Origin of the sequence: Paenibacillus sp. GD4 (assembly GCF_030846225.1) — a bacterium.
Lineage (GTDB): Bacteria > Bacillota > Bacilli > Paenibacillales > NBRC-103111 > Paenibacillus_G > Paenibacillus_G silviterrae.
In genome coordinates, this window is the sequence record NZ_JAVCYK010000002.1 from 431,886 (window position 1) to 444,657 (window position 12,772).

Sequence of the window (12,772 nt, forward strand, 5' to 3'; positions counted from 1 at the left end):
ATCGTAGAGATTGTAACCGCTCCCATCACTCGGCCGGGTGCTTTACCAGGATGCGGATCATTCAAACGCGGTACAGGGGGGAGATTCCTTTGCATAAAAGAGTTCAAACGATAAGCTGTGCCGTTCTGTCGGCTAGTATGGCAGCCGGCTTGTTAGCGGGCTGCAGCTCGGACGGAAATGAAAAGACCATGCCCGGTAGCAATCCAAGCGTAAGCTCCGGTTCCGCCAAGCCCGTGGAAATCACTTGGGGCATTCACTTTCAGGCCTCAGGAGTGGTGACCGATTCTCCGGTGCAGAAGTGGCTCGAACAAAAATTCAACGTGAAAATCAAACCTGTGAAAGTGACCGATGCCAGTATCGCTTCCGGAGAAATTCCGGATATTTTCATGCTGGGTGATCCCGCAAACGTAGCGGCCTACCAAAGCCAAGGCGTACTAATGAGCCTTGATCAGAGCATGTTAAAGGAAAACATGCCTGAGTATTATAAGGATATCGAAAAAAACAACGCTCTTTTTCAAACCGTTACCTTCGGCAATAAACTCTGGGCCATCCCCATGTTCATTGACCTGAAGCCGTATGATCTGGCCATGCTGTGGCGTAAGGATTGGCTGGATAAGGTCGGCATCGAGAAGGCTCCCGAGACGCTGGAACAATTCGAGAAGGCCGTCTATGCCTTTGCACAGAACGACCCAGACGGCAACGGCAAGAAGGATACCTACGGCTTGACCGGTACGGCAACGTCGACATGGTCCTCCGGCTTTTATTCCATCTTCGGAGCGTTCGGCGTGGAGCCGACGATGTGGCATGAAAGGAACGGACAAATCATAAATGGCTCCATTATGCCTGAGACGAAGGAAGCCGTGGCCAAGCTCCGGCAGTGGTATGCCGATGGAGTGATTGACCCTGAATTCATAACCGATACACAGGATTCGTACAGGAAGAAGCTGTACAACAACCGGATCGGAGTCATCGAGGAGCAGATTAGCAAAGGGGCGCTTCCTGATTCCTCAACCGTGACGGAAATGAAGTCCTTGAATCCGAACGCCAAGCTGGTATTTACCAAGAACCCGAAGGGTCCCGGCGGCGACGGCTCGTGGGACTGGGGGGTTAAGAGCAACTTTGTCGTCATCGGCAACAAGGTGAAGGACCAGCCGGAGAAGCTTCAAAAGCTGTTTGAAATTTTGCGGGCTCAGAGCAGCGATGAGGAAACCATCAATATGACCAGCCTTGGGGTGAAGGGAACCCATTGGGACTTCGCGGAGAACGGCGCAACCTCCGGTGCCACGAAGTTCTTGGCCGGCTTCGAGAAGCAGGAGCAGCGCGACCAAACCGGCGTTCGTCTCTTTTCGCTCGGCAATATCACGACCCAGACATATCGCGAGAAGTATTCCAATCCGAAGCTGAACGACGCGATCAAAGCCACTTCCTCCGCCCCGCGGTGGACCGATGCGCTTTTGTTCTCGGCACTGCCTTCCGACGCGAAGTATAAGAAGGACCTGACATCACTGATGCAAAAATATTTCGCCCAAATCATCAGCGGGGAGCTGCCGCTCAGCGATTTCGATAAATTTGTAACGGAGTGGAGGGCCAAGGGCGGCGACCAGCTGACCAAGGAAGCCAACGAGATGTACCAGAAGCAATTCAAAAAATAACCCGGGCACGGCTGTTCCGCAAGGCCGGATTAGGCTCTTGCGGGCTTGCCGGTCCGTGTTTCAAGGAAGTGTAGCATGAGAACCATTACCAAGCACGGTGAGCTGCTCGCGCTGTTTCTGTTTTCTTTTGCTTTTTTCTTCATCTTCAAATACGGACCGCTGTACGGCGTGATCATTGCATTTAAAGATTTCCGGGTCGTAGACGGCATTTGGGGGAGTCCGTGGGTTGGATTCCAGCATTTTGCAGAGTTGTTTCGTAATGGCGACTTTTACCGTCTTCTAAAAAATACCCTTCTCCTGAATCTGTATATGCTGATGTTTGCCTTTCCTGCTCCGATCGTTCTGGCACTCTTGCTGAATGAGGTGCGGTCCCGGTATTTCCAAAGATTCATTCAAACGACGATGTATTTGCCCCATTTTGTATCATGGGTCATCATGTCGGGTCTTATCATTTATTTTCTCTCGCCGACCTCCGGGGTTATTGCTGAAATTGTGGGGTGGTTCGGAGGGAAGCCTGTATTCTATATGGGGAAAAAGGAGTACTTTCGAACCATCGTTGTGAGCTCCGCTATTCTCAAGGATTTGGGCTGGGGCTCGATCATCTACTTCGCCGCCTTGTCGGGAATCAATCCGGAGCTGCAGGAGTCGGCTATCATCGACGGAGCGAACCGCTGGCAGCGAATGACCAGGATCAATATTCCGTCGATCATGCCCACGGTAGCGATCATGTTTATCTTAAGTCTGGGAGGTTTCTTAAGCGCAAATTTCGAACAAATCATCAATCTGCTCAACCCGGTCACCTATGAAACCGGCGATGTCATCGATACTTATGTCTATCGTGTCGGTCTGCAGCAATTCCAATATAGCTACACGGCGGCCATCGGCCTGTTTAAGTCGCTTGTGGGACTACTGCTCATATTGGGATCCAATCTCACGGTGAGGAAGCTCAGCCGCGGAGAGAGCGGGTTATGGTAGAAGCAGGGGGAAGTACGTCATGAAGGCAAAACAATGGCAGGACCTTATCGCTCCAGCTATCATCTACGCTATGTTATCGTTATTGGCGCTGATCGTTGTGTATCCGTTTATCCACGTGATTTCGGTATCCTTCAGTGGCCGCGGGGAAGCGCTCCGCAGCGGGTTTCATTTCATCCCGCGGGATTTCGAATGGGCAGCTTATAAGGAGCTGCTGGAGTATCCGTTCATCTGGACGGGCTACATGAATACGCTGTTCCGTATGTCTGCAGGCACGCTCCTGACGCTGCTGGTTACCGTCTGCGCCGCTTACCCGCTCTCGCGTCCCGATTTCCCCATGAAGCGTATTCTGGTGCTGCTTCTTCTCTTCACGATGATTTTTGACGGGGGTATTGTGCCTAACTATTTGTTAATGAAGGAGCTGCACCTGCTGAACTCACGATGGGTCTACGTGCTGCCGACAGCGGCTAATGCTTTCCAGGTGCTTGTGATGATCTCGTTTTTCCGATCCATACCGGACGCGCTGATTGAAGCGGCCCGCATTGATGGTGCTAGGGATATGAGGATCCTGTTCCTCATTGTACTGCCGTTGTCAATTCCGTCGCTCGTAACCATAGGGCTCTGGTCGCTGGTTCACCATATCAACGCTTTTATGGATAATCTGCTGTACGTCACCGATCAGTCCAAATTCGTTCTGCAGCAAGTGGTCCGGCAAATCCTCATTGAAAATAAGCTGGATCCGTTCACGACAGCCACCGATACGACTCCTCCCGCCCCGGAAAGTCTGAAAATGGCTGCAGTCATCGTCTGCACTTTACCGGTGATTGTGTTGTATCCGTTTTTACTTCAATACTTTGAGAAAGGAACGATGATTGGATCGGTAAAGGGCTAGAGCCGGGGGACCAAACGGGTCCCTTTCGGAAGTCCAATTCGACTTGGAGGGATGAAGATGAGAAGAAGAAAGATTATTGTCTTATGGGTCATTGCCTTGCTGCTGTTTTGTTTCCCGTTCACCGGAGCTCAAGCGGGGGAATTCTCGGACTCGGGTGCCACCTATTATGTATCGGTAACCGGAAGTGATTCCAACCCGGGAACACTCGAGGCTCCCTTCCTTACCTTGGAGAAGGCTAGAGATGCCGTGCGGCAGCTGAAGCAAAGCTCCGGGCTCCCTGACGGCGGCGTCACGGTCTATTTAAGAGGCGGCAGCTACAACCGTACCGGCAGCTTCCTGCTGGAGGAGCAGGATTCCGGAACGGCGGATAAGCCGATCAAGTACCAAGCCTATCCCGGAGAATCGGTTCGGTTGAACGGAGGCAAAAAGCTGGAGAAGAGCTGGTTCACCCCGGTAACGGACTCTTCCGTCCTTAACCGAATCATCAGCACGGACGCCAGAGCGAAGGTGCTTCAGGTCGATCTGATGGGCCACGGCATTACCGATTATGGCGTCATCAGCCGTCATGGTTATTACAAAGCAAATGACGTCAGCCAAGTCCCTCCCATGGAGCTGTACATCGACGGCCAAGGCATGACGTTGGCCCGCTGGCCCAATAACGGTACCGTCCAGATGGGAAATATACTTGATCCGGGCCCGACTCGTAAGGACCCCGATCTGCAGACAAGAGGAGGGACTTTCGCTTACACCTATGAACGGCCGGAGCTTTGGACACAAGCGAATGATATATGGCTGGATGGCATATTCGGGTACAGCTGGGAATGGTCGTACAACAAGGTCGCGGCCATCGATACGGCCAATAAGACCATTACTTTAGCTTACGGGGAAATGAGCGGTCTGTTCAAAAATTGGTACCCCGATTTCCATTTTGCTCAGAATTTATTGGAAGAGATCGATATGCCCGGGGAGTATTACATCGACCGGAGCCGTGGCATTTTATATTTCATGCCGACGGCCGCTTTTCAAACGGATGCACCTGAAATTACCGTCTCTATGCTGAAGACACCGCTTATTAATGCCGTTAACACGTCTTATGTGACCTTCGAAGACCTGATCCTAGAGAACGGAAGGGATTCTGCAGCAGTAATTATGGGCGGCAGCCATGTTAGGTTCTTGCATTGTGAAATCCGCAACTTCACGAACGGCGGCGTGCTGATCAACACCCAAAGCAGGTGGCTGTACAACGACTTCGCCAAAGCGACAGGGGTGAACCATGCCGTCATCAGCAGCCATATTCACCATATCGGGGGAACGGGAGTCATTCTAAACGGAGGCGATCGGCTTACCCTGGAGCCGGGCAACAACGCGGTGGAGAACAGTCACATCCATGATTTTGCCTACTACCATAAAGCGTATAACCCCAGCGTAATCCTGACGGGAGCAGGGAACCGCGTATCCCACAGCGAAATCCATGACGCGCCCCATCCCGGAATCCTGATCTTCGGCAACGACCATCTGGTGGAATACAACAACATCTATGATGTATGCAAAACCTTCTCGGACCTCGGCGCGATCTATATGAATCTGGGCGCTTCGCCGCATGAACGGGGATCGGTGATCCGCAGGAATTACTTCCATCACATAGGAGAGGGCAAGGCCGGCGTGCAGGGAGTCTATCCTGACAATTTCACCATGGGATTGACGATTGAAGAAAATATTTTTTACCGGATGGGCAATTCCGCCATTCTTAACAACGGAGGTGCTCATATCCGTACCCGCAACAACCTCTTTATCGACGCGAAAGTTCCGTACGATTACGCGGATCTCTACTTGGGCAGCGGCCCTGACCAGCAAATCTCTAAAAATTACATGCCCCAGTGGAAGGCTCTGTTCGAAAAATATAACAACTTTGCCGGAATGCCGCATTTAGTGAAATACCCCGAGCTGGCAAACTTCTTCACAGAAAACCGGTATTATCCGGACACCAACACGTTCCAGAATAATGTCGTGTACAATCCGACGAAAACGAGAAGCAGCACTACGAACGCGCAAGGGGCGTATGATAAATTCAATCTGGTCCAATACGCGAAAAACTGGATAACGGACCGTGACCCGGGCTTCGTGAATCTAGCAAGCGGTGATCTGAATCTAAAACCGGATGCGGAGGTATTCCAGCAGATCCCGGACTTCCAAGCGATCCCTTTCCATGAGATCGGCATCCACGGCAAGACCGGACCCTATCTGTCTCCGGAAGTGATTCCTGTACAAGAAGTCAAGCTGTACGATGAGAATATCACTATCGGCATCGGCAAATCGTATACGCTGTACTCGGCCGTGCTTCCTTGGAACGCCACAAACCCGAAACTGCAGTATACTTCCAGCAACCCGTCGGTCGTGAAGGTGGATGAGGACGGCAAGCTGAAAGGAATCAATCTGGGGAGCGCGATCGTCACAGCGGTCTCTGCCGACAACCCGATCTTACAGGATGAGGTGATCGTTACCGTCGAGGTCGGCGATGGAATCATGGATTATACGGATTTTGAGAACGGACGGAACGGATGGCCGAGTGATCCGAATCGGAGTATCGTCGAGGTTGACGGAGGCAACCATATGTATAAACTTCTGAAGGGTGCTACTGCACTGAATGAGAACGACTTCAGCGATTATGAGCTGACCTTCACGCTGAAGACCCCGGCTGAAATTCCGGAATTAGCCACATTCTATGTGTTCGACAGGCTGAATCCGAGCGGCAGCGGCGGCAGAATCGGATACCGGAAGTTCGCGGACGGTACCTCCTCTTGGATTCTTTATAATGCGGCTTGGGGTACGGTTAAGCAGAACACGCTTACCACCCAGGATCTTCTCCCGGATACTGTCTACCACATTAAGATGATCGTCAAGGGGGCGGAGATCAGTGTTTACGCCAACGGCAAGCTTAAGCTGAAGGCCTCCGACCCGACATTCAATGCTTCCGGTAAGGTCGGATTCTATGCCGGCGGCTTCAGCTATCTCATGTTCGACGATATCAAGTTCTCCGTTCCCACGACAGAGGTTGCCGGCTTGCTGCTGGATAGGAGCAGCATCAACATGGTAGTAGACGAACGGCAGAAGCTCCAGGTCCAATTCGATCCTTCAGATGCTTCCAACCGTTCCCTCCTCTGGCATTCCATCCATCCGGAGGTTGCCACTGTCGATGCGGAGGGTACGATAACCGCTCTTGCGAAAGGGGAGACCGAGATCATCGTTACATCAGCTGCCAATCAGGAAGCGACAGCTACCGTCCGGATCCTGGTATCGGACATTTTACACTATACTGATTTTGATTCGGGAGCGAACGGGTGGCCGGTCGATCCGAATCGCAGCGTTGTTACGGTGAACGGCAATAAGATGTACAAAATCGTAAAGGGAGCCTCCGCGCTTCATCCGAAGGTTTTTACCAGCTATGATCTAAATTTCAAGCTGAGGACGCCTGCAGCGATGCCAGACCTGGGAACCTTCTACGTCTATGACCGTTCCGCCTCCGGCAGCTCGGGCAAGATCGGATACCGGAAATATGCGGACGGCACTTCCCAGTGGATTCTCTACAATGCGGCATGGGCTGTGCTGCAATCAAAAAATTTAGCTTATGAGGATTTGAGCCCGAATACAGAATATCAGGTTCGAATAAGTGTCGATGGGGCCTCAATTCGGGTGTTTGTGAATGGCGAACTGAAGCTGGAGGGAATGGATCCCAAACACAATCCGTCAGGAACGGTGGGCTTCTATGTGGGCGGCTTCAGCGAATTTTGGTTTGACGACATCAAATTTACGCTGATAGACCGGACCGCCCCCGTGACCACGGCTTCGATGACGCCGGCGACGCCTGACGGTACGAACGGGTGGTATACTACCCCCGTGACGGTTGCCCTGCATGCCTCTGATGAGGGTTCCAGTGTGACAAACAGCGTGTATAGCACGGATGGCGGCGGGACATGGGCGACTTATACCGGCCCCATCACGTTCAGCCAGGATGGCCAATACACGATGTTATATCGTTCTGTTGATTTGTCGGGGAACAGAGAAGCCGCTCAATCCCTAAGCTTCAAGCTGGATAACGGGGTCCCGGTGCTATCCGTCGCTCAGCCTGCTGCCAGAGCCTATGCGGACTCGGAAACCTTGACACTATCCTGGGCAACAGCCGATGCGATGTCCGGCGTGGCGCCCGACAAAACGATCGCGTACCTGGACGGTGTGACTGTGGAGCAGGGATCCGCTGTTCCACTGTACACGCTGCCCTTAGGCTCCCATACGTTTAGGGTAAACGTCAGCGATGCTGCCGGGAATATGCAGGATACTTCAGTAACGTTCTCTACATATGCCGATGTAAGTTCACTAAAGACATTGATCGACGAATTCACTGAAAGGTCCTGGATTGACAATACGGGGATTGCTAACAGTCTCATTCAGAAATTAGATACCGGTCAAACGGAAGCCTTTCTACATGAGGTTCAAGCGCAGACCGGCAAGCATATCCGAACGGAAGCAGCTTTGTATCTACTTCGGGACATCCACGCAATCCTTGCGAGGAAGAGGATGGAAGAATAATAGCAAAGAGGAGGCTGTTCCACTTGGGGAGCCTCCTCTTTTCATACTTTATTGTCAGTTTTATTGGAGCAGCTTGAAAAACTCCCGCATGAAGCCGGGCAAATCCGGCCAAGCATGGCCGGTGACCAATTGGCCGTCCACATGCAAGGCTTCCGGGCCGTATACCGCGCCGAGCCTCTCTACGTCATGGCGGCAGGCCGTATAAGCCGTCATTGTCTTGCCTTCAAAATACCGGGTATCCTGCAAGGCGGAAAACACCTGAGCCGCATGGCATATCGCCCCGACCGGCTTGTTCTCCTCCAGGAAGTGGCTAAGAATTCGCGGAAGCTCCGCATGGTTGCGGATGTACTCCGGTGCCCTTCCTCCAGGGATGATCAATCCCGCATAATCGGCCGGGTTCACATCTGCGAAGGCGATATGAGCAGGCAGCAAATGCGCCGGTTTTTCCGTATACGTCTCCCAGCCCTCCACGAAATCGTGAACAACGGTATTCAGCACCTTCTTCGCCGGAGCGGCAATAACCGCTTCATAGCCTTCCTCCAGCACCCGGAAATAGGGGTAATACACCTCTAATACCTCCGCTGCGTCTCCCGTCAAAATAAGGATCTTCTTAGACATTAACGATTCACTCCTTGGAAATTTATGGGCACCCAACATCTATTATGATATTGTATCAACGGTATTGTAAATGGGTGGGAATTGTCGAAAGTTCCCGGGTCGCAAAAAAGGAGAGAAGCAAGAAGGGGAGACTATCATGAGGTCATATCGTTTTGCGAAAAAAATGTATAAAAGTGGATTAAATACAAGAAAATACTTACATGATCCCACCTTACATCTGGAGACGGAGTTCATGAAGCAAAAAAGAGCCGGAACCGCAAAATCGGATTTGAAAAGTAAATTTAATGACATTAACGAATTATTGAAGATGTCCGCCCGATCCGGCGATTTCATTAGTACAAAAATTTCTATGCCAAATCAACCGATCAGCATCTCCTATTACAAAACGCTAATCGACCAAAAGTTGCTGCAACAGCATGTAATTCACACTCTGCAAACCCGCTCCTTGGATTCTGAATATAAGACTCTTGACGAGATCAAGTCTTGGATTCCCATCGAAAATATAGAAATTACCGACAAGGTCTCGCGCATTCAGTCGAAGCTGCTCAAGGGGTTTGCTCTTGTTCGACTTCACGAAAATGATGCTGCGTTCGCGTTAATTAACGTTTCGAGCAAACAAGGAATGCGAACAAATAACGATACGGAAAATGAGTTTAGCGTTGTCGGCCCTAAGGTCGGTTTTGTGGAAGACATCGATACGAACATTCGTTTATTAAGAGATCAAATCAATATCCCGAACTTGATCGTTAAAGAATTTACCATAGGAAGCATTTCTCAAACCAAAGTGGCCGTAGTCTATATCGATGGAGTGGCCAACGAAAGGTATATCGGGATCGTTGAACAAAGGCTATCGGATATTGATTTCGAGGTCGTATTTGATTCCACCCAGTTGGATCAAATCATGTCCGATAATTCCTTAACCCCATTTCCATTATTTCTATCCACTGAGCGCAGAGACCGGGTGGTTTACGCTTTGATTAGCGGTCAAGTTGCCATCATTAGTGACGGTTCTCCGTATTTTGTAACGGGACCCTCTACTTTATTTGATTTTTTCATTTCCCCTGAAGACTACTATCTTCCTTGGATATTAGGCTCGTTTTTCAGATTGATTCGATTTTTTGGAGTTATCTTTTCACTATTTGCGACATCCATGTATGTTGCCATTACAACGTATCATTATGAGGTAATTCCGAAGGATTTGCTGGGTCCGCTCATTTTCTCCAGACAAAACGTTCCGTTTCCTCCCTTTATCGAGGTGCTTTTCTTAGAAATTACGATCGAGTTTCTTCGCGAAGCAGGAGCTAGGCTGCCAACCAAGATTGGCCAAACACTCGGTATCGTCGGAGGTATTGTCATCGGACAAGCTGCGGTCGAAGCAGCCCTAACGAGCAATATTTTAATTATTATTGTCGCCTCATCAGCCTTAGCCTCCTTTGCGACACCCATATATAAAATGTCGAATACAATACGCTTTTTGCGCTTTCCGATCATTATTCTCTCCGCCATATGGGGAGGATTAGGGATGTTTATCGGAATTGGGTTTCTGCTTGTTCATATCACGCGCTTACAATCACTGGGTTCTCCTTATTCGGTTCCGATTGCTCCACTTAGATTCAGAGACTTCGAAGACAGCTTTATACGGTCTTCTTATCAATTTCTAAATAAAAGACCCAGCTATCTAAGGCCGAAGACAATCCATAGATATACGCCTGATTCTGTTAAGACGAGTAATGATTTCGATGAAGAATGAAGTTGAGGGAGCCATGTTCTACCGTGTAATAAGGCTGCTATTGATCGTATTTTTAAGTATCGGCTTAACCGCTTGTACCCCAAATAATATTGTGAATAAGATTGAACTTATTCAAACCATTGGTTTCGACACCTCAAGGACCGGAGTTAAAAGCACGGTACTGGTTTCCAGATATATGGAAAAGGGGCAGCCGGACCTGCAGCTATTGGACACGGAATCAAATTCCATTTATGATACGGTTCCGAGATTAAATACGAAAACGCCACAGCCCATTGAGTATGGTCAACTAAGGATGGTACTGTTCGGCAAGCATTTTTCGGAAAATGGAGTATCCAATGAGCTTGAAAGCTTAATTCGAGATCCGAAAATCTCATCGCGGCTTCAGCTTGCCGTCGCGGATCGTGACGCTTCGGAACTGATGGAAATCATCCGCAAATCCAAGAAGCCGTATTTTTTATCGGATATGATTGAGCAAAACATGAAGTCCGGGAATGTACCATCATCCAACCTGCATACCTCTTTATTTAACTTTTACGGTGAAGGCCGTGACATGTTTTTGCCGCGGGTTACAGTGGAGCGGGGAAACGTGAAGATCGACGGATTAGTGTTGTTTCGAAATGATAAAAAGGCTGCCGAAATCGACATTAAAGATACTTTCTTGTTAAAGATGCTGATCGAAGACTCGAAGGGCGGAAGCTATATGGTTCCGCTCGAAAGTATCCTAGCGGATTCAAAGCCGAACGAATTTATTCTAGTGAACAGTATTCACTCCAAAGCGAAATATAGCATAAACTCAACAAACTTGGTTCCGACTGTATCCATTCATCTCAGGATGCAGGTGAGTGTAACGGATATTACAAGCAGGATCGATCTGATGTCCCAAGAGACGCTGTTGGAGCTTGAAAAAAACATGGGTTTATTTTTTCAAAGCAAAGCCAGCGCGCTTCTATCATTCTGCAAGAAAAACCATGTGGATCCGATTGGTTTGGGGGATTTCATCCGGAGCAGGTCAACACAATGGAATGCTGAGCATTACAACGAGATCTACTCCGAGCTCACAACCAACGTAAGTGTTGAAGTAAAAATTGTAAATACCGGTACAGGCGAATGATCCATTGAATTCTGTTAGTTATGAAATAAACCGGGGGGTATTTTCTGCTGTGAGCAATGGCGTTCAAGAAAGACACTTGATATCTCCATACCTCATTTTTACGGTTCTGTATGTCAGTATGGTTGGGGTAGGAGTTCTCAGCTTTCAAAAAGAATTGATGAAGCATGCAGGATATAATTCTTGGATTTCCGTGCTTTTGATGGGGGGGAGCATACATATCGTAATATGGATGATATATAAAATTATGTCATCCCATCAAGGTTTGGACGTCACATCCATTCATCAAGCTTGCTTCGGTAAGCTGTTGGGATTTTTGTTGAACCTGGGGCTAGCCGTCTATTTTTTTAGTAGTGCCTTTATCGAGTTTCGCACCTATTTGCATGTTATTCAAGTGTGGGTATTTCCGGTAATGAAGGTTTGGCCCTTAAGTATTTTAATTGCAGCGTTAATCTACTATACCGTTTCCGGTGGATTTCGATCGGTTGCCGCACTCAGTTTTTGGGGGCTGATGCTTACGATTTTTTTTATCATTCCCCAGATACTGCTGGTTTTACCTTATGCACACCCTCAAAACCTGCTGCCTCTTTTTAACCATTCGATAATCGATATTATGCATTCAACCAAAAGCATGTTGTTTCAATTCATGGGAATTGAAGCTCTTCTCCTATTTTATCCATTCATCCGTACACCTGAAAAGTCTCAAAAGTGGGCCCATTTCGCAGTATTGTTTACAACGGGTCTGTACTTGGTTATTCTTACGCTTACGTTTATGTATTTTAGCGAAGGCCAGCTTCGCAAAATTATTTGGCCAACGTTGAGTATGATCATGATATTTGAAGTGCCCGTACTACAAAGATTAGAATACTTAGCTATTTCCGTTTGGATCATCAAAATCATTGCCAATATTTCTTTAAGTATATGGGTAGCATGCCGTGTTATGAAAAACTCTTTGCGAATCAGACCTCGTTTAAGCTTGCTTGGGATTCTTGCCGGGATCCTGGTGTTAACGATTTGGGTGAAGGATAGCGATAGGATTCATTGGTTTTCCGAAAGCTATCAGACTGTCGGGTTGTATTTCATTTACGGTTATATCCCATTACTCTTTGTAGTTACACAAGTTAAGAAAAATCACTAAACCTCCAATCAGCCAATGTTTACTGTAGGTTCCGTTCCAGCTATATATCCACTTTCTT

At 48.8% G+C, this 12,772-nt stretch carries 8 protein-coding genes; 7 read left to right on the plus strand and 1 reads right to left on the minus strand.

Going from position 1 to position 12,772, the window contains the following annotated elements:
* Positions 1-89: 89 nt before the first annotated feature.
* From RAC89_RS25085 to RAC89_RS25100, 4 genes are all read left to right on the plus strand, one after another.
* Positions 90-1,652, plus strand: a complete 1,563-nt coding sequence (locus RAC89_RS25085; protein ID WP_306616471.1) for an extracellular solute-binding protein — start codon at positions 90-92, stop codon at positions 1,650-1,652.
* A gap of 75 nt (positions 1,653-1,727) precedes the next feature.
* The gene (locus RAC89_RS25090; RefSeq protein ID WP_306616472.1) at positions 1,728-2,627 is read left to right on the plus strand and encodes an ABC transporter permease; all 900 of its coding nucleotides are present in this window, start codon (positions 1,728-1,730) and stop codon (positions 2,625-2,627) included.
* A gap of 19 nt (positions 2,628-2,646) precedes the next feature.
* Positions 2,647-3,516 carry a carbohydrate ABC transporter permease gene (locus RAC89_RS25095; RefSeq protein ID WP_306616473.1) on the plus strand — a complete coding sequence of 290 codons (870 nt, stop codon included), beginning with the start codon at positions 2,647-2,649 and terminating at the stop codon, positions 3,514-3,516.
* 57 nt (positions 3,517-3,573) lie between these two features.
* On the plus strand, positions 3,574-8,100 hold the full coding sequence (locus tag RAC89_RS25100) for an Ig-like domain-containing protein (protein ID WP_306616474.1): 4,527 nt from the start codon (positions 3,574-3,576) through the stop codon (positions 8,098-8,100).
* A gap of 60 nt (positions 8,101-8,160) precedes the next feature.
* Here RAC89_RS25100 and RAC89_RS25105 read toward each other — a convergent pair whose 3' ends face one another.
* Positions 8,161-8,718, minus strand: coding sequence for a DJ-1/PfpI family protein (locus RAC89_RS25105; RefSeq protein WP_306616475.1), 558 nt, complete (start codon positions 8,716-8,718; stop codon positions 8,161-8,163).
* A gap of 232 nt (positions 8,719-8,950) precedes the next feature.
* Between RAC89_RS25105 and RAC89_RS25110 the strand changes: the two genes are divergently transcribed.
* From RAC89_RS25110 to RAC89_RS25120, 3 genes are read left to right on the plus strand one after another with little or no spacing between them, the layout of a single operon-like run.
* Positions 8,951-10,468 (plus strand): spore germination protein, encoded by a 1,518-nt coding sequence (locus RAC89_RS25110; protein ID WP_306616476.1) that lies wholly within the window; start codon positions 8,951-8,953, stop codon positions 10,466-10,468.
* Entirely contained in the window at positions 10,458-11,579 is a 1,122-nt protein-coding gene (locus RAC89_RS25115; protein WP_306616477.1) for a Ger(x)C family spore germination protein, read from the plus strand. The genes RAC89_RS25110 and RAC89_RS25115 overlap by 11 nt, the downstream gene beginning before the upstream one ends.
* A 49-nt stretch (positions 11,580-11,628) precedes the next feature.
* Positions 11,629-12,714 (plus strand): GerAB/ArcD/ProY family transporter, encoded by a 1,086-nt coding sequence (locus RAC89_RS25120; protein ID WP_306616478.1) that lies wholly within the window; start codon positions 11,629-11,631, stop codon positions 12,712-12,714.
* Positions 12,715-12,772: the final 58 nt, after the last annotated feature.